Here is a 25,238-nt window from a genome sequence, read left to right as displayed (position 1 = left end):
ATATATCACATAATGAAATCATTTAGCAAGTGTTTTATCAAAAAAAATTTAAGTTTAATTTAAAATCAAAAACAAACTCCAAAACCGATAATCGTTATGCACTTCTACTGCCTTTTAAGGAAGCACAAAGTAAGAGGATTAAAATCTGAAAAAATATAAGAAAAAAGCCGACGAAAAAATCGCCGGCTTCCCGTTAATTCCACAAAATGTTATGGAGTATGATGACTAAAATATTGGAGCGTTCCACTTGGATAAGAGTTCCACTCTCCCGGAAGGTTATAAGAGGAGGAACCGGACTTAATCCCCGATTTTCGGATAATAGTCCCGTTATTCGGCATAAATTGCGTTTTGCCGTCAGGATCACCTAAGACGTCGATCGTTACGCCGTTCTTTTTCAGAACATAGCCTGTCGTTACGTTTTTATCTGTCTCTAATAACATTATCTCATCATTATAGTATGTCGCAGGAATAATATCGAAAAAGTCATAAAAGATGGAATCGATATATATATAAGGCATGCCTTTGTAAAACGAATTAATAGGCTGGCTCCACACTTTAGGAGTATTTGTAGCTAAATTGTATTGATGAATCTCAAGTGAGTATCCTGCATTTTCTATAGGCTTAGAAGTATCTCCTACCGGATTGTAAAACAGCTCAATGGCAGTACGGGTTTTATCCAAGGATAGATACTGAGAAAAATACAGTTCCTCCGGTCCTTGAGGATTTGAGATCACTTGAAATACAGTAGCAGATCCGTTTGCTCCGATCACCCAGAAGTATTGAAAAACACCCCCGTTCCACGTCCAAACCGTCCCATTAAGAGGGGTTGGTCCAGTAAAGGTAGAATCTGCCGTACCCGAATAGACTTTAAATGAAGTTTCACCTGGGAACACTGTTGACATGTCATAAGTAATCGGATCTTTGACCCCTTGCTTAGTCCGGATTTGAATAATTCCATTCGTTGCAAGGGGGGCATTCGTTACCTGAAAATTATAGGTGGCTTTTCCGCCATGCCCATCATCCGCAGTAATCGTTACCTTGGTACTTCCTGCCTGATTACCTGGAGTAAGAGTCAGCGTTGATCCGTTAACCTCTGCATTTACCATACCGCTTGATTCAACAGTAGAAGTAAACGTCAGGGCATCCCCGTCAGCATCACTGAACAATTGAGATAAGTCGTAGCTTCTTGCATTCGTAACTCCTGCAGTCAACACTTGTTCATAAATGACCGCATCTACTTGAGGCGGCTGATTAGAAGACGGGTTAGGCAAGCCGGATGATTGGACGCTGACCTGGAAGCTGGTTGAGGTTTCCCCTCCACGACCATCCATAGCTGTGATTTCTATGCTCGTCGTTCCTGCACTTAGTGCCTGAATTTCCAATTGAGCTCCAGCGATTTCCGCCGAAGCAACGGACGGATCGGAAGAGGTTGCCTTAAAGGTCAACGTATCCCCATCAGGATCAGTAAAAACGGAACCTAAATCGAGTGAGTAAACCTCACCATCTACAGTAAGCGACTGGTCAGCAGGTTTAGTTTCTACTGGATTCTGATTCTCCGGAGTTCCAGCTGTGACGGTGGTTTTAAAAGTTTCGATCACTTGCCCTCCCCGGTCATCTGTTGCTTTGATCGATACTAATGTGCTACCGATCGTTAACGGTGTAAGAGTGAGCATATCCCCATAAACGTCAGCCGTCACAACAGTCGAGTCAGAAACACTAACATCGTAAGTTAAAATATCGCTATCAGGACTGGAAAAGAAATCGTTTAAGGACAATTGAATATCGCCTGTATTTATTTCTTTTATCTGGTCCGGAATCCCTGACGAAACTGGGGATTCATTGACAGTAACATCAAAATCAGTAGTGACCTCGCCCCCGCGACCATCTTCTGCTTTAAGCTGAATCGTTGCTGTTCCTGAAGAAATTGCATGGACGGTGACTTGGTTTCCGTTAACGGATACAGCAGCAACTGATGAATTCGACGATTCTACCGAAACATCCACAGGATCGCCATCGGGATCGTGGAATACAGAAGATAAATCCAGGATATAATCTGCATTGCCTAAAATCAGTGTCTGATTATTCGGCTTCTGATCTATAACCGGTTTTTGGTTAGGAACAGCGGTTACTTCCATTTGGAATGACTGGCTTGTGCTGCCTCCATGGCCATCAGATGCTTTAACGGATACTGCTGTGCTGCCAATCTTTAACGGTGTAATGGTAAGCGTGTCCCCATTCAACACTGCAGTCGCAACCGAAGAATCGGTAATATCAATGCTGTATGATAACGTATCCTGCTCATGGTCGGTAAAGAAGTTGTTTAAAGATAATTGAATGTCTCCTGAATTGATTTGTTTCGTTTGATCCGGAATTCCCAAGGATGCCGGAGGTTCATTAACGGTAATATCAAAATTGGCCTTAACCTCGCCTCCAAGGCCATTTGCCGCTTTTAGCTGGATGTTTGCTGTTCCTGAGGAAACCGCATGAACCGTAGCCTGGTTTCCGTTAACAGAGACCGTCGCAATAGATGGATCCGAGGATTCTGCCGATATGGTTAGCGGATTGCTATCCGGATCAAGGAATACCGGGGATAAATCCAGGATGTAGTCCGCATCGCCAACAGTAAGCGTTTGGTTGCCTGGCTTCTGATTTACAACCGGATTTTGATTAGGTACTGCAGTTACCGCCAATTGAAACGACTGGCTTACGCTGCCTCCACGACCATCGGATGCCTTGACGGTAACTTGGGCATGTCCTACAGTTGCCGGAGTTAATACCAATTGATCACCAGTCAGGGTAAAGGTGGCAATGGAAGGATCATCGATCGCAACCTCATAGGTCATGGGATCATTTTCAGAATCCGTAAAAAACGATCCCAAAGATAAGTTTACGTCGCCGCTCCCCAACTGCTTGCTTTGATCAGGGATACCTGATGAAACAGGAGATTCATTGACACGAACTTTGAAATTCGTTCCCGCTTTTTTCCCGGCCTGGTCATCGGCGGCAATCGTAATGGTTGCAGTCCCTTTGCCAACAGCCTTAATAAATAGATTTGTTCCCTCTACTCGAACTGTACTGATTTTTGTACTAGACGACACTGCCGTATATTTGAGCTCGGACTGCTCCTCGTCCGTAAAATGACCAAGCAAGTCAATTTGAAGTTCAGAATCGCCCACCGTTACGGCCTGATCGTCATATTTGGTCACTAACTTCGGCGCTGTATTGGTCACAACCGTAGAACGCGAGCTGCCAGAAGAAGTTGTAGTGACTCCTGATACCGTCGAAGAGGACACACCTGCTGCAAATGAAGTATTCGTGACTTGGCTGGAGGAGCTTACACTAATATTTGCTGCAGAGTTATTTACTTGTAAATTTGAAATGGTTCCAGCTACCTCCAGACTGACCGGGGTGGAACTGTTCACAGCCAATGTATTAATGGAGGCCTTGCCTGTCAGAGCTACGGACTGATCGCTGTTGACCGACATTTGCTGAATAGTCCCCTGCAACTCTACCTGCTGGGCACCGGCAAGAACATTCAAATGCTGTATCGTTGAGGATGAATCATTTTCAATCGTTGCATTGGAAGTCAATGTCATTTGATCCACCGTCGAATTTCCTTGAATGACAACGTGGACATCCTGTTTGGAGACCTCGACATCCTTCAGCTCAGATGCATCAAATAATACGGTGTTCTGGTCACCACCCTGAATATATGTTTTTCCTTGTACCGTAAATTTAGAGGCATAGAAATCATGTCCAAGGCTTGACGTAACTGTAAAGCTATTTTTGACATTCAAATTCATAACTGAAATGTAATCACCGTCAATAGTTAAATCTCCGTCAATCGTAGAGTTATGACCATCTAATACAAGATTACCACTGAATTCGGAAGCTTGCCCTATCGGGGCTTGCCCGCTCGCATGGATGACTAGTTTGGTGATCGATTCAATGGTCCGCTGTGATGCTACAAATTGAATATCTGCTCCTTTGAGAATCTCCTGGTTAGAGGTTTGCAAGATTCCTTTAACTGAATCCGAAAGTTTATATTCAATCCCGTTAATCCAAGCCTTTCCATCCTCCACTTTTTGGAGTTGGACAACATGGTCCTTAGGGAAAAAGGTAGACATCATATACTGGGCTATATCTTGACGTTGAACAGACGATTTAGGTTTGAAAGCGGATTGATCCGTCTCCATGGAACCCGACTGTAAAGCCGTATTTACGTAAGGCCGTGCCCACGGGCTAACCCGATTCCAATCAGTAAGTTTAGCAGACTCCGTGGCGTCAGCTGCGATAGGAAGCCCGGCGGCCCGCATAAGCAGTACTGCCGCCTCCTCTCTGGTCACTACCGCTTTGGGTCTGAATTTGTTACCGTCGTCTCCATTCATGAGTCCTGCACGGTGTACAGCCTCAATATAGGGACTCGACCAACTTTTCGAGTCTACATCCGCAAAGCTGCTGGTTGCTGCTTTAGAAATAGAGAGTTGCAGAGCTTGAGTTAATAGAACCGCCATTTCTTGACGAGTCAACAAATCCGTTGGCCGATAAGATCCGGATGGATCTCCACGCAGAAGCCCAGCTTCAATGGCTTGGAGGATGCTTGTCTTTTGCTTAGAAGCAACATTATTGATGTCTTTAAAAGGCAGGCTGGCCAGAGCTGCTCCGTTTGATGCATCACTGGCAGCAGATGCCATCGTCTGCAAGGCTGTTGGAGCAACAAGTGCAGCCAAAGCTAATGTAATCAGCCATTTATTAGGTTTAGAACTCATGATGTTCCCTCTATTCTTTTTATTCATTATGGCGCCTCGCTGCTAAAGATACCGATATTATCCGTATAATCGATTCCTTCATCAATCCATTCACTTTCCTCGTAGTGGCCTGCATTTCCATGGGTAACACCGGATTGTCTAGCTATAGTGGTATGAGGCTGAAACACCGTCGTATCAATCAACTGATTATCGTAATAGAGCGATAGAGTGACAGGTGCTGAATCATCGTTATAAAATCCCATATCCGTGAAGTAATCTACATGTGCATCACCAAAATACATGGTATCTCCTATCACAAAAGTAGCTCCACCTGGAATAAAAGCACCAGCGTCTTGACTTATTTCGATCGGATCTCCACCGTTACTGCGTTCAATTCTAATTTTTGAAGCATCCAATTCCTCAGAACCTGCATTATAGAGCTCAATAATCTGCATCATAGAGTCGCTCTCCCCCCATGCCAACTCAGAGAAGAAAAGTCCCTTTTTTTCTCCAACAGTGACTTGGAAGATCGTTTGAACGGTTCCCCCCTTCCCATCATCTGCGGTGACTGTTACTGTAGCACTTCCTAATGCAAGCGGAGTAATACTCAGTTGGTCACCGGTAACGGAAACCGTTGCTACGCCAGGGTTCGATGAATCAGCAGAATACGTTAGCAAGTCCAAATCTTCATCTGCAAAAGTTGAAGCAAGTCCGATAGTTGTGTCCATAGCACCCGCTTCTGTAGAAATATCATTAATCGCGCTTTGAACAACAGGAGCATAATTAACAGCGGGTGGAGGAGTCACCGTTAGAGTGAAATTCGTATCCACCGTGCCACCGTTTCCGTCATCTGCCGTTACCGTAATCGTGGCTGTACCGGCGTTCACTGGCGTTATTTTCAGATCGCTTCCGTTTACCGCTACTGTCGCCACGCCTGTATCTGTCGAAGTTGCAGTGAATGTCAGCGCGTCGCTGTCTTCATCTGCGAACACACCTGCAAGGCTCACGGTCTTGATGCCGTCTGCGACTCCTGTCGTTACATTGCTGATTGACGTTTCCACCGTCGGCGCATGGTTCACAGCTTCGGGAATCACCGGTGTGATTGTCACGTTAAACTGCGTATCCACCGTGCCACCGTTTCCGTCATTTGCCGTTACCGTAATCGTGGCTGTACCCGCGTTCACTGGCGTTATTTTCAGATCGCCTCCGTTTACCGCTACCGTCACTACGCCCGTATCTGTTGTAGTTGCGGTGTATGTCAGTACGTCGCTGTCTTCATCTGCGAACACACCTGCAAGGCTCACCGTTTTGATGCCGTCTGCGACTCCTGTCGTTACATTGCTGATCGACGTTTCCACCGTCGGCGCATGGTTCACAGCTTCCGGAATCACCGGTGTGATCGTCACGTTGAACTGCGTATCCACTGTGCCGCCGTTTCCGTCATCTGCCGTTACCGTAATCGTGGCTGTACCGGCGTTCACTGGCGTTATTTTCAGATCGCTTCCGTTTACCGCTACTGTCACTACGCCCGTATCTGTCGAGGTTGCGGTGAATGTCAGTACGTCGCTGTCTTCATCTGCGAACACACCTGCAAGACTCACCGTCTTAACTCCGTCTGCGGCTCCTATCGTCACATTGTTGATCGAAGCTTCCACCGTCGGCGCATGGTTTACGGCTTCTGAGATCACTGGCGTGATCGTCACGTTGAACTGCGTATCCACCGCGCCACCATTGCCGTCGTTCGCCGTTACCGTGATCGTGACTGTTCCCGCGTTCACTGGCGTTATTTTCAGATCGCTTCCGTTTACCGCTACTGTCACTACGCCCGTATCTGTCGAGGTTGCGGTGAATGTCAGTACGTCGCTGTCTTCATCTGCGAACACACCTGCAAGACTCACCGTCTTAACTCCGTCTGCGGCTCCTATCGTCACATTGTTGATCGAAGCTTCCACCGTCGGCGCATGGTTTACGGCTTCTGAGATCACTGGCGTGATCGTCACGTTGAACTGCGTATCCACCGCGCCACCATTGCCGTCGTTCGCCGTTACCGTGATCGTGACTGTTCCCGCGTTCACTGGCGTTATTTTTAGGTCACTCCCGTTTACCGCTACTGTCGCCACGCCCGCATTCGTCGAAGTTGCGGTGAATGTCAGTACGTCGCTGTCTACATCTGCGAACACACCTGCAAGACTCACCGTCTTGATGCCATCTGCAACTCCTGTCGTCACATTGCTGATCGACGTATCCACCATCGGCGCATGGTTCACGGCTTCTGGAATCACCGGTGTGATTGTCACGTTGAACTGGCTGTTTATGGTCCCGCCCTTGCCGTCGTTCGCCGTAACCGTGACCTTGGTTGTTCCTGCACTCACCGGTGTGAGAGTCAGCTGACTTCCATTCACTGCTACCGTCGCTACGTTCGTGGCAGAAGATTCTGCTGTGTAAGTCAGAGTGTCTCCATCAGCATCAGTAAAACTATTTGCCAGATTAATCTTTTTAGGCTCATCTGCTGTACTTAACGTAGTATCAGTAAACCCAGTAGTAACGCTTGGCGCACGGTTAGTCACTGAGTTTGTTGAAGTTCCACCTCCAGAGGAAAATGTCACGCTACTCGACGTAGCTGTAGTCGCTTCATGAACCGTCCTGTCAGCCGACTGAATTTTCCCAATCTGTTTTTGTACTTCGTTGTAATTTTGGATAACTTGTGAAACAGATACATCTTTAGGAAGCTGAATCATTTCAACTTTAAAATTCGGGTTCAATGTCACTTTAGCATTTGCGTTGGCAACTTTAAGCTCCCCAATTGTCCCTGTTCCTTTGATAGAAATACCATTGCTGGAATTCACAATAAGATGGTTTGCATTTCCATTCAGTTGGGTATTAGAGACACCGTCGTTAAGCTCGATTACTCCTTTGATATCTCCTTTAATCTGAACACCATCACCTGAAATTCGAAGCAGACTGCTTTCCGGTAGACCATTGGTGTTTAACACAACATCTTTTTGCACGATCTCCAATTGTTGCAGCCCGTCCACATTACGATTGCGCGAATTAAACTTTAATATAGCTCCTTTTAACGCATTTTTATTGGAGTTTCCGATCAACTCTTTCAACTTTCCTTCTATTAAATAAGGAACATTATCGATCGTTACAATGTCTCCATCAATGCTATTGATCGTAGCTGTTTGCTCTTGAGTTTTGAAAATATCCAAGAGAAAAGGAGCAATATCCTCCCTTTTTACTTCACCTGTGGGATTGAGCTTGCTGTCATGAATGTCAATTAAGCCCAGACGAAGTGCCGTATCTACCGATCCAGCCGCCCATTGGCTTACCAAGGACTGATCTTTGGGCAAAATGCTTGATCCACCCTCTGCATTAACCCCTCCAACTGCACGAACAAACACGGCTGCCAGCTCTTCACGTGTAACAGGATCGTTCGGACGGAAATTCCCTAATCCATCCCCGGATAGAAATCCAGCTTTTTGTGCGGCCTCTATATATGGCGCAGCAAATTGTTTACTTTGCACATCTTTAAAAGTAGAAGAACTCGAAACAGGGTCCAATTTTATAGCTCTGACCAATAATACTGCCAGTTCCTGACGAGTTAATGTTGCTGCAGGGCGAAAGGTTCCTTGAGGATCTCCCGATAAAAGCCCCTGGCGTACAGCTTCTTGGATGGCTGCCATTTTATCACTCGTCACATAGGATGTATCTGAAAACAAATTATCGGCAGGCGTTGCAGCGTAAGCAGAAGTACTGAACGTCGCCTGAAGAGCAACAAGAGCGGCTGCCCACTTAAGTGAATAAACCTTCAATGGTTGTACCTCCTAATTACTTTTGAGTAAAACGACCCATTCGATCTTCGAAAAGTCGGGTAATAAGTCCGATCCACTAAATTTCTCAACAAAAAAAACACGTTTATATTAATCTTTTGTTCATATATTTATCGAAAATAAGTGATTTATGTCGTTTCGAATTAATATACACGGAACCACTGAACCAATTCTGAACAAAAGTTATTATAATGGTGCTAGTTACAGCAAGTTCCCAACTCTATTCTTCAAAGAACTCATTTCCGCGAGTGATTTATCAGAATCCTCCATTAATCGCGACTCATGTTCTATAAAAAAATAATCGCAGGCTAGATACCTGCGATTATTTTTAAGTAAGACAATCTTATTCGAAGTATAGAATTACGTTATAAAATGATTAGTTTGCCAAGATTAGCATTGTCGACAATTGTGCGCGTTCATTTTACATTGGAAAGCAGCAGCTTCTCGTACCGTTCCGGGAAAACTGCTGCTTTCATGTTCTTATTACACTTTGGCACTTGCAAAATGAGCATGTTATCAAACAATCAGGATAAGCGGTACCGATTAACAGTGTTGGGATTGGAACAACGTGCAGTTTGAGCAAAACGTGCGTGATGCGATCTACGGCTTTTTCCAGAGGAGAAGTGAGCCACATGGCAATGACAAATCGGGTTTACTTGATCAAGCTTACTTAAAGCTAGTAAAAGAGTGTTACATTTGAGGCGCAAAATACATTTGTTATTCGCATTGTTTTCGGACGTAACTAGTCCGTAGATAACAAAAAAGCTAGGTTTACGAATTATCAACATAATCCGTAAACCTAGCTTTCGAAGAGTCTTACTTAAGGTTGTATTTTTTGTTAAAGCGATCCACACGTCCACCGATATCCACGTTTCTTTGTTTACCAGTGAAGAACGGGTGGGAAGCGGAGCTAGTATCTACACGGATAACTGGGTATGTGTTGCCATCTTCCCATTCCATCGTTTCTTGCGAATACTTAGTGGAAGCACTCAGGAAAGAGAATCCACAGCTAGGGTCTAAAAAGATAACTTTATTCAATGTTGGATGAATATCTTTTTTCATTTGTTTCACCTAATCTTTCATGTAGTTTTAGTTTCAAACTCAAACGCACTGCAGCAATGCTCTATCAGTTAGCAAAAAGAGCGGTTATGTCTCAGAAAAAAAGACGACAGATCGTAACAGTTGCGCTCAAGGTCGTAAACGACAAGCGAACGATGCCGTATATATCGCATCGCCCATTACACGAACGCTCCGTATCTTTCGTTAGCCTCCATCGTTATATAAGCATATTGTGAATGGTTCTCCGGCTCGTCCTGCATGCTGACATCAGCATAGGAGAACTCGGTGGCCACGTGCTTTCGATTCAAAAGGCAAAGCGTGCCATGTAGCTTAGCATCTATCAAACAACCATGAAAAGAAGCCGTCCTCTTAGGTGCTAGCTTTAACTTTGGACACTCTGTCCACTGGACTAATTCAAGTTTTCGCCGGTTCCATAACGCAGGCTTTATGCAAACTTAACAGGCTCCGCTCACGAAGCAGAATCATTCAGGTTGCTATGCAGCAAACCACAAATTATCTAGTTTCACGATGAATCGTGTACTTTTTCAAACGCGGAGAGTATTTTCTCATTTCAATACGCTCCGGATGATTTCTTTTGTTCTTGGTTGTTGTATAGTTGCGATCACCGGATTCGGTGCATGCCAAGGTAACAATAACGCGCATTTGTTCTTCCTCCTCAATTGGAATACATGGTATACAATTACAATAGTAATTTTTACGATTAGTTCTATTCTATAATTCATGCTCCTCTTTGTCAACCTTGGAGTCGCGGTTTGTTGCTTCTTTCACCGTGTTCCAGCGATTACGGTACTGTACTAGCTTAGGATGAAGTTCCAAGGGTTCACTCGAAAGCACCAACCTGACGTTTCTAATCCATTCTCCAAAGGATACATAGGAAGCGCACAAATTAGCAGTTTCAGGACTCATATACAAAAAAAGAGGAGTTGCATACTTTTCCGCCAAAAAACGAATGGCTGCTTCAATCGGCGTATACTTTTTTCGCTTACCTTCCCAGTTCTCAATCACAACAGCACTCAAAGCCTGCTCTCGCTGCCACTCTCCCAGCTCGTCGACCCGCTTATAATACGAGCGTACTGGCTGCTTCCACATTCTTCTGACGGTTTCTTCATGTAGTGGATACAGCACCAACTTTGTAAAAGATAGTGCAGCCCCCGTTTCGGCAAAAAGCTCCAGCTCACTGGCTGTAGTCTGCTCAAACGTATCATAGTAGACCATAGTCCCTTTGTGCGTTTCGATTGGTGGTTCATAACCATAGGGTACATATTGAAGGTTTCTTGTCATGCTGGGCACTCCGTCCTTCCATAGAAAATTTCTCCTTCTATATTATACCCTTGTTATGGCATGAGCTTACATAAAATGTTTATCCTTATTCGACAGCAGGCCTATTGCCACGTGCCCCTCGCCGGAACTGCAACGCATAAAGCCCCATCGTCACAAGTGCAATCAGCGCAAGCACCGTAAATATATTGCTAAAATTGAACACCTGGACATTAGATACAACAGGATTCAAATGAAAGGACGAGGAACTATCTAACGTTTTGCCCAAAATACTTGTTGTGATCGCCCCGGCAATGAAATTCAACAGAGATAACAGCCCCATTCCAACACCAATCTGATCTTTCGACAAAGTACGAGAAATTGTGTTGGACATGGCAATCTGCATAAAGGTCTGACCTACATTCCCGAAAATAAGCAAAAACAAAATCAGATACGGAGACGCACCTACAAACGTGGACAAGCTGATAAAGCAGATAAATAATAGCGATACGGCTGTATACACCAGAACTGAATTCCCTTTGCTATCGGCCAAGCGCCCCCCTTTTTTTCCTAATAGAGCTGACGCAATAGCAGCGGGAAACATAATCAGTCCAATCGTTGCTGGTGTAAGCTGGTTGAGACTATTCAGAAACTGTGGTGCCAAGTAAGGCAATCCAAAGCTAATCCCCGTCCCTAAAAAAGCGATAAGAAGCCCATATGAATATTGCTTGTTACGGAACAGCTTCGGCTGGATGAACGGATCGTGGGCAGTATTAATGCGCCATATAAACAGTCCAAATAAAACCACACCGATCAGAAAAAATACCATATTGGCTTGTGAAATGGAAAGCAACAAGAAGGCCACTGTTCCACCCAGCAATAATCCACCCAGAAAATCAAACTTCTGATCCTCTCCTCGCTGATCGTCCAAGTATTTGCGAAAGAACGGCAAAGCGATCAGTGGCAGCATGGAAATGACGAACAGAAAACGCCAGCTCGCAAAGCCTGTAATCAAACCAGAAATAATAGGAGCCAGTGCAGTGCCTAATGCTAAGCCGATTGCTGTGACGCCCAAAGCTCGCCCTCTTTTTTCAGCCGAGAAATAACGAACAGGAACAATCATAGCAGTTGCCGGAATAACAGCAGCCCCTGTGGCCTGAAGCAAACGAGCTACAATTAGCATCCAAAATTGATTGGCCAACAGCCCAATAAGCGAGCCTAGTGCAAAAAAGATAATCCCAAATGTCAGCAAATCCTTGAGACGATACTTATCTGCCAGCTTACCGTAGGTCACCGAGCCAACCGCATACACGATCATATAACCCGTCAGCAGCCAGCTTACATCGGAGGCACTAATATGAAATTTCTCCCGGATCACAGGCATTACTACATTAAACATAAAAGCGTTCATCACTGAAAAAACAAGTGTGAAGGCCAAAACACGCATAAGCTTATCCGCATTGGGATAAGTTTGTTCTTTTATCATTTGGTTTCTCCCTCTCCTGTTAACACCTTATCTAGGTGACTTTTTATAGCTTATGGATTCCCCATCCGGGCACATTTTTCTATTTATCCGTTCAAACGCAGGTATTCGCAGGACGGTAATCGTGAAGAATTTTTTTGAGCAAACCGCGCAGCGCCTCTGACTCTCCGACAGATAACGTTTTGCCTACGGAGCTTTTAATTTGCTCAATGGTACGTTCGGCTACCTTGTGAATCTCCAAGCCTTCCTCGGTCAAATAGATTTGCTTCATTCGCGCATCTTCCGGATGACTTTGGCGTACTGCCCAGTTTTTCTTAACGATCCCGTTAACCAGGCTGGTAACACTTGATTTATCAATAAGCAATAGCTTTTCCAAATCCGTATTGGTGACTCCAGGCGACATCGCCAGTATATAGAGCGTCTGCGATTGTGGGGAGGTAAGCCCCAAAGGGCGCAGTGCTGTTTCAATCTCACGCCGGACAGTGGTGAAAATCCATTTAATTAAATACATCGTGCTCTCCTCCTCCCATGGAAGACAAACGGGGTACACCTCACTTCCCATTTCACTGCTAACCTCCATATCTATCGAATTTTAATAGTTTGAATTCCAACTAATTTTAATCAGCCGCCTATTTGGTGTCAATACCTTCGTAAAATGATCGTCTACTAAATACAGTCAGTTTCAAAATAACGAATACATTCTATATATATAAACTTATACATAGCAAAAAAACAGGCCCTGAAAGGAACCCGTCTTTTTACTGTCTATAGTTGCTTAGTCCGCAGTTTTCACTTGAACTAGCGGATAATCTTTCCCATCAACGGTAACCGTGCTAGCATCATTTAGCTCTAGCCGTTGCCAAATGGTCAACAACGTACGATAAGGATACTTGTCGAGGTCATATTCCGTTATTCCTGTACCATTATCGGACGTGCTGGTCGTGGTTTTATCAGTTGCTATACCGCTACCCTCAGTTGATATCTCTGAAGTCGCGCCTCCGTCTGTGTTGTCTGTCACTGCTCCAGTCTGATCAGCGGTTTTTCCGCTGGATGTACCGTTCAGATCTGTAGAACCACCACCTGTGGATTCTCTGTCTGCTGTCTTGCTTTTGGTGGTAGCTCCCTCAGTGTTAACGTCACCGGACGAACCATTGTTAGCTTTACTGGCTGCTTCCTTATCATTCTGTTCAGCAAGCGTAAAATTTTCGTATGAGTGCTCCTGTTGATCCGCGCCGACAATGACGAGTTTTTTAGGCTTAAATTCTGCCTGCTCTGCCGATGTTTGAAACGCAAACAACAGCTTGACCATTTTCGTAGTGGACTTGGTATTAGGTACATGTGTCACTATTGCAGTAGGCTCCTCTTTTACCGGCACTATAGGCTCTACTGGCTGTTGTACAGGCTTTGGAGCAGCGGCAGGCGTTGGTGTGTCAACAGATCCGATTACCCCGGTTGCTTTCAGGCCGCCTAATGTACCTGCAATAATGATTAATACGATCCCGGAAATCACCCCGCCTTTGCGGAAACGACGAAGCGTTTTGACCAAAGGCGTATCTGTCTCACGCTTTGCTGCCAAATAGAAATTTTTAAACACAGGCTTAGCAGATTCAAAATATTGACGCCAAAGCGTCTTTTTATGCAGTCCCTCTCGTCCTTCCTTTTGGAAGAATAAAAGCAACGCACGCCGATAGGCTGGCTCAAAACCACCACGTGGAGTAGCAAACTCAGCGTGTTCCTCCGACCAGCGGATAAAGCGGTACATCGTATCGTTATCCTTCGCCCATTTGCGGATCGAACTGACCAGGCGAGCAAAATCCAGTATTCCCTCGCCAGTACCATCAGAACGATAGAAAGCTGGCAACAGACGGGCAAAATGGCCTTCTGCAAGCTGCTGGGGCAGCCAACCATAAGCCCAATCTTGCACCTTTTCTACTTCGCTTGGCTCCAAACCGTCTAGCACCGATGGTTCCGGGTCCTCCGTGTTAAACCAATCATAAGCCGCAATCAATCGCACTGCCTGTCCCTTGAGAGGAGCAGGCAACTTTCCAACCCACTGTACCAAATCGGGCCGTGTGAAAAAGGGAATCTGTACGACCTGATCAGGTGAAATTTCTTTTAGCTCTACTTCAGTGAGCAAATACCGATCCGCTGCTTCCTGTAAGCGCTCTGTCAATCCAGATTGCTCCAGCGGGGACAGTGTGCCTACGGCAGAACTACTGTCCCATTGACGCAAGCGTTGGTGAATGGCAGCCACAGCCTCTACCGGCTTTCTCTCAGCACGTAGCTTGCCCATCAATGCAGATTCGGCCAAAAGCTGAAAATCGACATTCGCCGACACTTCGATATACCGACTGCCCCATTCATGCACCACGGCCAACAGGCCCTTTACATCAGGCGTTCTTTTCATCTGACTGTCCATGTAGGGAATGAACAGCATTTTGGTGAGTGCCGGATTACCCAGTACTTTCGTAAAATAGACCTTGCCTAATGACGGATTCTCTTCAATCGTATGATAAATATATGTGACTGCTTCCGTATTCCTGGCAGTATAAGCATTGTTTAGCGAACGGATTAAATATTCCACCAGCCGATTTTCGCTGCTGCGTGCATGAACTTTATAATAGTCCTTGAAGCAATCGACCAGCCCTACATCCGGAATATGTCCATCCTTCACCCGATCAAACTCATGATCAAAAAATGAAAGAAACAGATCATTCAGCCGCATTTTACGTGGTAGCGCATCAGATGGCGATAAATAATCAGTCAAGCTTCGTAATACAGCGATTCGCTGCTCGTTGTATAATGACCGCTCTCCCTGCTCAATTCTGTACAGCGTAATGAGCTCATGATAGCTGGAGGGCAATAGTTCACGTCCTGCCTCCATGCCTGTCAGCATTTGCTCGGCAAATTTGAGAAAATCGTCCGCAGCCCCGCCATTCAATAGCGTACGGACAATCCAGTCAAAATAAGGCTGTTTCACCTGTTCTGCATCCACATTCAGTATTCGACTATTGTTAGAGAGGTCAAATACAAAGTCCTTTTCTACATTCCGATCACCGGGACGCAAGCTGAAAGGCTCAACGAACATTAAGTGAATGCCTTTTCTGCTGTTCGGTTCCTGCGCATATGTAAGAAATCCGAGTCTGTTGCGAAATGCATAAGGCAGTGCCGCGTACAACACACCCAGCAGTTGCTTGGCTGAGGATGCTACCACTTCTGCTGGCACATTCAGCGCTACATATACCTTTTTGCGACCCGCGGCTGACATCATGACTGCGTACAAGAGCTGCTTGAACACTTCTTCGCTCAGCTGCAATTGAGCCAGTACTGCAGACGGGTCAACAGCGGGAAATACACTTCCACCTGGTAGACGCTCTAATTCCGGTAATTCCGTTCCCTGCTCAATATCATAGGTATCGACAAACGAAGTGTTCAGCCACTGCTTATAATCAGATGGAGACTCACCATGTCCGGCCGGAATCACATAGTTATGCGTAAAAAATGCGCTCCGCAGCCCAGTGAAATCCGCTGCTTTATAAATACTGCGTCCGAGCACTACATCCCCGGACTCTGTCCGTACCAGATGTAAAGCTTCTGGATAGACACTCTCCTGCTTCTCACCACGCGCTGTCAATGCCGCAGGCGCATCATACACACATAAAGGATGCAACACCTTTTTAATAAATGAAGTATCCAGTCCTTTGGAATTAGCCACGGTATCAAAGCCTTCGGTAGAACGGAAAATACCACGCCGTTCCCGTGTGTACATCTGCTGCTGTATCATACGAGAGGTAGGATAACTCACTGTGATTCTCTCCCCTCGATGTACTTCAACTTGTATAGCAGCCAAATGAATGGCTCATCTACACGGATCGGACTAACCAACCCTTGCAGCTTTTGCTCCACCGGATTGCTACCTAGAGCAGAAACCGCGAAATAGGCTGTATCTGTAAAATATACATCCATTGTGCCCTTGAACGGCTTATCCACCTTCTCGATAAAGCGCCGAACTTCGCCATCGATGTTCGAGAACTCATCCAAATCCATGTATTTGCGATGTTCCATTGGATTAAAAATATTGCTGTTCGTCTTGATATACGTGCCTTCTTCATCTGCCAGCGCAGTAAGCATGTCGCTTTTGGTCAGGACCACAGCGGTTGGAATGTCCGTCTTGCCTTTTTCCTGGTATGCGATAAAGTCACCGAACATCGTAAGTACGACATCACGCGGCTCATCATATTGCGAGACCCATTCACCAGGCTTATCGCCGAGATTAATCTTAATACGTTCCCGGATAGAACGGATTTGCAGTGGATCGACCATAAAAAGAATACCCGCAGAATTTTTAATATGCTGTCCATGCAGTCCCAGATAGTCCTGATCGACCATCCCCTCACCAGCTACATCAAAAAATACCAAAGTCAGTGGTGGCTTTTCCTCATCCTTAAATACAAACTGGAAAATAAAAGGCTCCTGCATCTTTTCTTTTTGCGTCGATGTAAGCAGATCGCCACGTTCAAACAGTGGTTCCTCATACATCGTTCGGAACTTGCGGCTGATCTCTGCATTGAGCGGCATGCAAGCCGCGTCAAAATGATCGGCCGTCACATGCTGCAGCGTGTGAATCAGGGAGGTCATATATACAGATTTCCCCGCCTGTGAAGCTCCAATAATCGAAATGATATTACTCGGCACCTTGCCTGCGGTTACAGGCAGCTCGTTATGGCAGTGTGGGCACAGTCGGTGACGCGTCAGCTCACCGTAACGGTCCGTCAGACCTGTCAGCACATGATCTGAATACAAGCGATGCTCCTCAGGTACATCATAGGGATGAAGAATTGCCTCCATATCATGCACACTATCCAAGCCAAAACGCTCCCGATATTTGTTCAACAGCTCATCTTCACCCAAAGCGTAATCCTCATCATCTTCGCGGTGATGAGAAGCACGGAATACCACTTCCTCTGGTGAAAATTTACTAAAGCAATAAGGGCACACAATATCATAGAATAACGGCCGTGGCTCGGCCTGTGGCTTTCTTCTAAATAAATTGCTAAGAAAACTCATCGGTTGTGGCCTCCTTTCATTCAGGGACTAATTCATATATCGTGCCATACTTCTGACCGTCCGTAAAAAACAGCCGCACATACTCATCTCCCCCCACTTCAATAGCGGGTAAAACATTCCGTCCTGCGGCAAAGGGTGCCGTGAACGCATACAAGGTTCCATCGTCCCGGTCTGCCGGATAGCCACCGCGCTTCTTCACGTAGCAAAGCGCCTCCTGCGGAACAGGAACTTCGGCTGTCACCTGAATCTGGACTGTTTTGCGGCTGCGAAACCAGCTTTTTTTATGGTGAACCGCATATTTGATTTTAGCCCTACCTGTGCTCAACTCCAGTTGGTTGGCTCCGTCTTGCTGGCGGATTACAAAGGTTTCACCAGCCTCCCGAACAGCTGGATACACGGTATACCGCACACGTCCAATGCCTTCAATTCGATCACGATAGCTGCCAGCGGCCTTATATTCCTCGCGTGTAAAAAGCTTCAGTTCAGAAGTCGGTGCTTCATTCTGTCCATTCGCACCTGTATCAGCTGATTGTTTGGCAATATAGACCACGGCTGCGCCTTCAGGCCACTGCCAGCGTAACACAACCCGGTTGTCGTCAATTTTGTGGCTCAGCTCCGAAATCACAGGATCATCGGGCTGTGCATCCCTATACTGCATAAGTTCCCGCCTCCCGTTCTAAAACCCACTGTTACGTCGATTGCGCGTCGGGCCTTCTGGTGTCCCTCTCCGGTGGCCTGACGGTCCCCCCTGGCTCCCACCACCAGAAGATCGGCGAGTATTTTCCGCAATCGGCAGAACGAGCGAAAAGACAGCAATAAGGGCCGCCAGTACGAGCGCTGCCAGCAAACGAATCATCAAGTCACCTATAGGCGAGCCAGATAACCCTCTTTCCAAAATCAAGCCAGCGAGCAAGCCGGCTGGAACTCCACCAATTGCGAAATTCCTCGCGAGAAAACGGTTATCAAACATCAATCCAAGAGCCAACCCTAATAGAACCCCAATGATAACCAGAGCCGTTACGCGATAAATGGCAAAATACAGACTGTGGGCATACTCACCTGTCCGCTCCGTTACCAGCGTGCGATCACCAATTTTGTTATATATTTTACCGAACGCCTGAGTAAGTCCTTGGGCATTAGCTACATTAGAATAAGTTCCGCCCGTTAGGCTGGCAATATTTTGCAACAAAGCTATACCTTCTGATTCTGCCAGTTTCAGGCCGACCGTATTAATCGGAATCTGGCGGGCAATGTAAGGAGCCAATGCGGTCTGCGTATCCAGTTCGCTAAAGCCGTCAGAGAGCATAATAACGAGTGAACCTTTTTCCGCATTGCCTTGGGTTTCAATCTCCTTGATCGTCTCGTCCAAAGCAAGCCCAATGTCTGTACCGGCTGACATTATAGTCTGCATACTATCGATTTTGGAATAAACCGCTTGCTTCTCTGCGTCTGTGCCAACGGGAGTAAATGGCTGCACCAACTGCGCAGTGGATTCAAATGAAACAATGGCTACGCGCTTATCACCATCCATTTGCCCAATTAGACTCTTCGCAGCCGTTAGGCGCTCATTATCGGGATCTGTTTGCTGCATACTCCCGGAATTATCAATCACAAGCACGAGGTCCTGTACACTCTTGCGCCCTTCAGGGTTAACCTGATACCCCAGTTCCAATAACAGACCTGCCACGAATAACATGACCAGCGTAGCAGGTACCAGTATTTTCCAAGATAATCCCGAGTATCGTTGTCGCCAAGAATGCCCATTTAACTGTGGCGAAATCAGTTCGCCGATAAGACAACCTAGACCAATGCACAGCGCCATGATGCCAAAATACAGCCCGATCACGATGATATGTGGCCAGTGGCCTATCAATTTGTGAAGAATAAGCTCTCCCAAGATGAAGCCTACTACAGCGCCCAGCAAGCCGAACACCAACAGGAGAACGTTAAATTTACGTTGCTTCATAAGATTCGTTGCTTCCTTCCATCATTAAAGTAGGATAATATGTGGCTACCGCAATTCCGGCAACCGGTCCACGTCGATTCCATGAAACACGAAACCATTCGCAGTATATGTCTCATAATACGTTTTGCCGTTGCGGTAAACCATCAGATCCTCCAGATGGAAGCCGCCCATCAAATGCAGCTTTTCCACCCCGCTGCTGCGACGCTCATGTACAAAACCCAGCTTGTAAATTCGCGAAGTAATGTCCACATCCATCGCATAAGGAAGAAACTCGCCTTCGTAATCACCAAAGAAGTACTTTTCTTCATACCGATGCTCATGGGTGTAATCGAGCAAACGTACATTAATTCCGCCATGCTCTTCTAACGTTTGATACAGTTTTTTAAACAGTTCATCCTTTGGAACGACCAGCCGATTTTCATATGCAGCAGCTACATTGGCACGACGTAATAATTCTTCTTCGAATGTCTGATTAAATGGCTGTGAGCTGAGAATCAAGGTACGGCAGGTCTGTGTAAGTCTATCCACCAGCGCGGATAAACCTCCATCCAGCAACCCAGATACAGGTCCCATATGCCGGGTGTCAAAGAATATAGATTTTCCCCGCTTGCTTTCTAGCTCACGCATGACATCCTCCGTCACACGCTCATAATACTCGAACAGGTTTTGGCCTGTGTAACTGTCAGCCTGTCGAATACTGTCCGTTGCAGTTTGATGTAATTCACGCTCCAGGTTGGCAAGCTGTACTGTAATATGCTTGGCCTGTGCATGCCATTTTTCCAATGCCAGTTCATAGCGGCGAAGTAGCTCCAAATCCACTTGAATCCGCAACATGTGCAATTTATGTCCGTAGACTGTCTCGGTCAGATAACGGATCAAGCTGCGCACATTATGTTTATCCATAAGTGGCAGTCGTTGAAAGGGCTGATCCTCCACTCGTCCGCTATACAGCGCATCCAGTTCGGCTGCACTAATCTGCAAATCATTGGACATATCACGAATCATTCCCCGAACAGCCGTAAGCACATTTCCTGTTTGATTTTCATCTGTCCAATCTGTCAGCTCGAAAAAGCCGATATGAGGATGTTCCTTAGCAGCTGCGTTCACAGCCGTCTGCAAACGCAAATCCGCCTGAAAATCTCCCAAGCGTTTATGTACGATCCGTTCGCAGTTGTCACGGAAAAAGGCTTCGCAGCCCTGACCAAACAAGGCTTCCTCTGCTTCACGTAATGTCATTCGTTTCAACGAGCCGTAACTGGCTCCGCTGGTCATTAGTGCGCTCATGTCCATGATCGCCTCATTACCAGGAACTAGATCATTTCGCGTGCGGCCACGCTCGGCAGCATCTAAACCAAAATAAATTAGCTTATCGCGTATGTCCCACTCTTGCTCGGTTCTCATACGCTCTAACAACTTCACATAAAAGTGATACAACACCGTAAGGGCAATCGATTGATTAGGGCGGTTAACTCGGGAAAATCCGGCCGACACATAACCCTGCCGCCCGGATTCCGTCATGATGTTGTTCTTAAACGATGTATTATTGTAGCCCCCATCCTGTGACCGATAGGAATCTCCTGCCTGATAACGGTTTTTTAGAAGCTGAATGTGACAAATAATATCACAGCTCTCGCGCAGACTATTCGCCACCGTTACGCCGCGCTCATTTTTGTCGGACAGCACATAGACAAGATCAAACAACGGAGATGGAGCATGGGATACCGGGATGGTCAATTTGTCCTCGGTCATATGCAGCGGTGCTGTAAACGTATATGCTGGGCTCTGGATATAATCCAACTCCCGCATAAAAGCAACGGATGTTGCACTCCTGTAGCCGAATTGGGCAGCCTGATCGCTTTCGCTCACCAACACATACAAATCCATTTGTACCGATTTAAAAGATTGCGCAAAAATATACTCTGCCAACAGCGTAATTTCAGGAATTAATACGTTCATGGGATCATCCGCTGTTGTCAAGATCGACAAATGTACACGCTCGAACGAGGAATACAACCGTCCGTAATCAGCCAGATGTCCACTAGCACGGCGCAACGCGGTGTTAAGTTCAATTAACTTCGATTCATGGGTATAAAAAGCCTGGTGCAAGTCACGGCGTAGCGTTTGGTGGCTACTTTCTTCCGGTACTGCTATCGTATGAACGATGGCATCCACCGAGCGGTCTACAGCCGCATGTTCTTCCTGTGAGCGAATCTGAATATAGGTTACCCCTGTGCTGTTATCCCACTTGGTCCGGTTGATATCTGCAATTGTGTTCATCACCGGGCTCATGCGATCGCCGATAAAAAGAAACACGGACGGGAAATGGATGCTGCTGCGTCCATCCCCGCTTCCGATTAATTGGTCCTCTGCGGCTGCATAGTCAGCCGCATAACGTAACAGCTGCTCTCTCATACTTACTTCAACTTTCTGCGGATGTCGTTTAATTTTCCAGCCATTTGAGCATAGAATGCATAAAGTTCCGCTCCATTAGCCAGCTCTACCTTTTCATATTCCAATTGATTGCGAGCCTCTGTGTAAGTTGCAGCCAATTCATCCAACTTCGCCAGCAGTGGTGTAATATCCTCAGATGAAGTCAATACAGCATCACGGCGATCCGCCTTGCGCATTAGAGCTGCAAATTTCTTCTCTTCCAAACCACGGAAGTTTGTGAAGACTTCAAACTCCACATAATTGCGGCTTTTCATGACGTTGGCAAACGGCTCCCACGCTTCTTCCTCTTCATCACGATCATAGACGTACAAAGCGCCTTTTTTCGTAATTGTGTCCGTGTAGAGTGCCTGAATGAACTGATCCAACCATTTTTCTTCATCCTGATATTTGCCCAGCAAAGCTTCCAGTTCAGCGGCTTTTGCTTCGATTTGTATATATTTCGCCAGCTCATCACGAACTACCTGCGTTAGCTCTGGTGAACGGATCAGGTTTTCCTTCGCCATCTCTTCATTGATGCTGCCAAAGATGTCCTTGCTTCCGGCCTGTTCGAGCCCTTCAGCCAGTAGACGCTTCAGCTCAGACCATGCTCTTTTCACCTCACCCAAATTCGGCTTGGATTCCTGCAATCGCATATCATAGCCTGCCAGTAACGCATTCAGATCTAGCGCTTTTGAGCGAATTACAGTAAAGCGGCTACTTGTATTTTGATCAACATCCTTCTCCCGAATCACGCCGAGTGACTTGGCTCGGTCGAAGTCATTGCGAATGCGGGCATTGTGGGCTTGCACACGGGAGTTGACGTAAGTTTCTCCCCATGACTTTTCAGGAATCGGCGACGGCAGATTCGTCCAGTTGTTCTGACCTGTCTGCACCAGATGTCGGCCAATACCTTCGCGGTCAAGAATGGTTTTCTCATAGCTCTCTTCATACACTTTGAGCGGCGTATATACAAACAGAGGAACACCATTACGCGTATTGAGCCAGAAAATCCGGTTACGGACTTCACTTTCTTTAATAGTAAAGTGCGATTTGCCAATTGCATTATTTTGATAATTGCGAACGCCCTTCAGGATATTAGGCGACTGTACAGGTACCGAAACGAATCCCCATGACGGGAAGTACAAATTGCCAGAACTATTGCTCAAATGGAAGACAGGTACAGCCTCCTCATCCAGCTTGCTTGCAATGTAACGCTCCACAAATTTTTCAATTGCTTCGTCCTGTCCGTATTTCATGACCAGGAAATCTTCCATGGAACGGGTAATGAGATCACCGAATTTGTCAGTCAAGAAATTAGAAATCGAGCTGATGATATCCATATCCTGATCTTTCACCCATTGATCTGAATTTTCCAGCAATTCTTGGGCAAAATCACGGATCAAATCGTCACCATTGCGATTATCCAGCAGCTTGGTCACAACTTCTGAGATATCCGGTACACTTACCAGATTCCAATAGTACGTCTTGTTCCCTTTGTGATCGGATTGTTCCTCGCCGTTAATCAGCAGATCGCCATTCTTCTCGAAAATGGCACTCAGTGCATTCAAAATTTCAGTAAATACATTATAAATGCGGTTATTTTCTTTATTTAGTAGGTCATACAGATCTTCATAAAATTCAATGAGCTGCTCTGTACGTTCCACATCAGCCCGCAACCAATATTCATTAATTTTTGCTTCAATATATGCATTTTTCTTCTTATCCTTGGATACAAACGCGCTCTTGGCATCACCCAGCTTCTCATTCGCTTGCTCACGCGCCCATTCAATGTCCGTTGGAATACGGTGCAGCGATTCACGCAGCGTTTCAACATAGGAAAGCAGCATTTTCAGCAAGCTAAATCCTTTTTCAGTATAAATCATGCGAGATACATAAAACGGTCCTTGCTCGGGATGCAGGAACATTCGGCGGATTTGGTCTGTAAACTGTCCTGTAATTTCACCGGGAAGTTGTTTCTTCGCTTTGATATACTCTTCGCGGGCACGCGTCAGGAACGTTTGCTCCAGCTCAGTGTCCATATTGACTACTTGCATTTTAACAACATTGTTATAACTTAACCGTTCACTGTTCTCAAAACCCGGAAGCGGCTCAGGTACACGAGATTCAAAGTTTTTGATCATGCTATCCAGATCGACACCCAGCTTGCGGGCAAACTTCTCTACATCCTCCTGATTCGGCGCTTGCTCAAACATTTTGGACATTTTACCAAACATCCGGTAAGCCAGATATGTCGTCATTTCCTCCATGGGCAGCACTGCCGAAGAAGCTCCGATAATATTGTAATCGTAGTTTGCTGGATACGCCTTATTCATTTGCGCGATGTTGGTACGAATGTTGCTGATATAGTCATGAATGGCGAATTCTTCGCCCGACTGTTTTTCCTCACTCGCCATAAAGTTGGTGATGTTCTCAGCGGTGACATTCATGCAGTAATCATAAGCATTTTCCAGCAGCTTGCCTTCCGTATTCGTAGCCGAAATAAGGTGACACAGATTAAATGGCGGCAGCGGCGAGTTTACAGTCAAAATGTTACCGTACTGTTGCTTAAAGCGTTCGCCACGACTATCCACATTCATCCAGTAGTCCAGTTCTTTCAATGCAGCATAGCCGTTCTTTTTAATATATTCACGCGTATGCTCGCTCAGGCTTTTATTCGCCAGATTAATATCCGGCGTGAACAGATAACCCAGTGTGTTAACACGGTCTACACCAGCGGAACCATAATCGCGCTCAATGATGCCTCGGACGATATATGAGATATCGAGGAAAGTACCACTTCCTGTACCGCCGGACAATCCAGACAGCAGGAATACCATAAGCTTCTTGTTGGTGCCTTCAGACAGGGTTTTGATTTTTTTGTCAATGCTTTGTACGACCTGATTGATTTTGGTGAACAATAACAACCGTCCAGCCTGACGCACCCCTGCCGCCCCGTTCATACCGTCGGTAATGCTCAGCTCAGGAGACAGCCAGTCAGTGATATATGGCTCTAGAATACTGCGGTTTTGCAGCAATCCACCGATTTCCGCATTGGATAGCAGTACAAACTCATTGATGGGGTCCAAACCAATCCCTTTGTATTTTTTGTTACGGTCTTGTTCATTCGTTTCAAAAGCGAGAAATTCTACATTATCCGGCTTCTCGCTCTTTTTCTTGGAAATCGGGTCTGCAGGCAACTTGAATCTGCGGTTTATTTGATATTTCAAGCGGAGAAGGGCGTCAATCCCCGTTCCCCCAAGTCCGATAATTAAAATAGGATTATCAATGGTATCTACTCTGATCTTATCGCTTACGATCCCTCCGCCGAGTGATACGTCTAATTGTTGGATATGCTCTCTAACTACTGGTTTCAT

The 25,238-nt window shown here is 46.0% G+C and carries 13 protein-coding genes; all 13 read right to left on the bottom strand.

Annotated elements, in window-relative coordinates; genetic code table 11:
* Window positions 1–209: 209 nt before the first annotated feature.
* The 13 genes from ACUC6J_RS10900 to ACUC6J_RS10840 all read right to left on the bottom strand — a co-directional run bounded on the left by ACUC6J_RS10900 (window position 210) and on the right by ACUC6J_RS10840 (window position 25,238).
* Complete coding sequence (locus ACUC6J_RS10900; RefSeq protein WP_447250172.1) at window positions 210–4,769, bottom strand: S-layer homology domain-containing protein; 4,560 nt, start codon at window positions 4,767–4,769, stop codon at window positions 210–212.
* 26 nt (window positions 4,770–4,795) lie between these two features.
* On the bottom strand, window positions 4,796–8,563 hold the full coding sequence (locus ACUC6J_RS10895) for an Ig-like domain-containing protein (RefSeq protein WP_447250171.1): 3,768 nt from the start codon (window positions 8,561–8,563) through the stop codon (window positions 4,796–4,798).
* Between the two features lie 834 nt (window positions 8,564–9,397).
* A complete protein-coding gene (locus ACUC6J_RS10890) occupies window positions 9,398–9,643 on the bottom strand; it encodes a type B 50S ribosomal protein L31 (protein WP_016821159.1) in 246 nt (81 codons plus the stop codon).
* A gap of 510 nt (window positions 9,644–10,153) precedes the next feature.
* On the bottom strand, window positions 10,154–10,303 hold the full coding sequence (gene rpmG / locus ACUC6J_RS10885) for a 50S ribosomal protein L33 (RefSeq protein WP_013370941.1): 150 nt from the start codon (window positions 10,301–10,303) through the stop codon (window positions 10,154–10,156).
* Window positions 10,304–10,372: 69 nt separating this feature from the next.
* Window positions 10,373–10,942, bottom strand: a complete 570-nt coding sequence (locus ACUC6J_RS10880; protein ID WP_016821157.1) for a hypothetical protein — start codon at window positions 10,940–10,942, stop codon at window positions 10,373–10,375.
* An 85-nt stretch (window positions 10,943–11,027) separates the two neighbouring features.
* Window positions 11,028–12,404, bottom strand: a complete 1,377-nt coding sequence (locus tag ACUC6J_RS10875; RefSeq protein ID WP_016821156.1) for an MFS transporter — start codon at window positions 12,402–12,404, stop codon at window positions 11,028–11,030.
* A 91-nt stretch (window positions 12,405–12,495) separates the two neighbouring features.
* On the bottom strand, window positions 12,496–12,963 hold the full coding sequence (locus ACUC6J_RS10870) for a MarR family winged helix-turn-helix transcriptional regulator (RefSeq protein WP_016821155.1): 468 nt from the start codon (window positions 12,961–12,963) through the stop codon (window positions 12,496–12,498).
* 213 nt (window positions 12,964–13,176) lie between these two features.
* On the bottom strand, window positions 13,177–16,206 hold the full coding sequence (locus tag ACUC6J_RS10865; protein ID WP_031463423.1) for a GAP1-N2 domain-containing protein: 3,030 nt from the start codon (window positions 16,204–16,206) through the stop codon (window positions 13,177–13,179).
* Window positions 16,203–17,468 (bottom strand): TRAFAC clade GTPase domain-containing protein, encoded by a 1,266-nt coding sequence (locus ACUC6J_RS10860; RefSeq protein ID WP_017428407.1) that lies wholly within the window; start codon window positions 17,466–17,468, stop codon window positions 16,203–16,205. Before ACUC6J_RS10860 ends, ACUC6J_RS10865 begins: the two co-directional genes overlap by 4 nt.
* A 16-nt stretch (window positions 17,469–17,484) precedes the next feature.
* Window positions 17,485–18,126 (bottom strand): hypothetical protein, encoded by a 642-nt coding sequence (locus ACUC6J_RS10855; protein ID WP_017428406.1) that lies wholly within the window; start codon window positions 18,124–18,126, stop codon window positions 17,485–17,487.
* An 18-nt stretch (window positions 18,127–18,144) separates the two neighbouring features.
* Window positions 18,145–19,434 (bottom strand): vWA domain-containing protein, encoded by a 1,290-nt coding sequence (locus ACUC6J_RS10850; RefSeq protein WP_447250170.1) that lies wholly within the window; start codon window positions 19,432–19,434, stop codon window positions 18,145–18,147.
* Window positions 19,435–19,479: 45 nt separating this feature from the next.
* On the bottom strand, window positions 19,480–21,846 hold the full coding sequence (locus ACUC6J_RS10845; protein ID WP_447250169.1) for a transcription initiation factor TFIID: 2,367 nt from the start codon (window positions 21,844–21,846) through the stop codon (window positions 19,480–19,482).
* A gap of 2 nt (window positions 21,847–21,848) precedes the next feature.
* Complete coding sequence (locus tag ACUC6J_RS10840) at window positions 21,849–25,238, bottom strand: tubulin-like doman-containing protein (RefSeq protein ID WP_447250168.1); 3,390 nt, start codon at window positions 25,236–25,238, stop codon at window positions 21,849–21,851.

The sequence above is a fragment of the Paenibacillus sp. JJ1683 genome (genome assembly GCF_053006485.1).
Note: the sequence above shows the minus strand (reverse complement) of the source record. Positions and strands in the feature narration are given on the sequence as shown.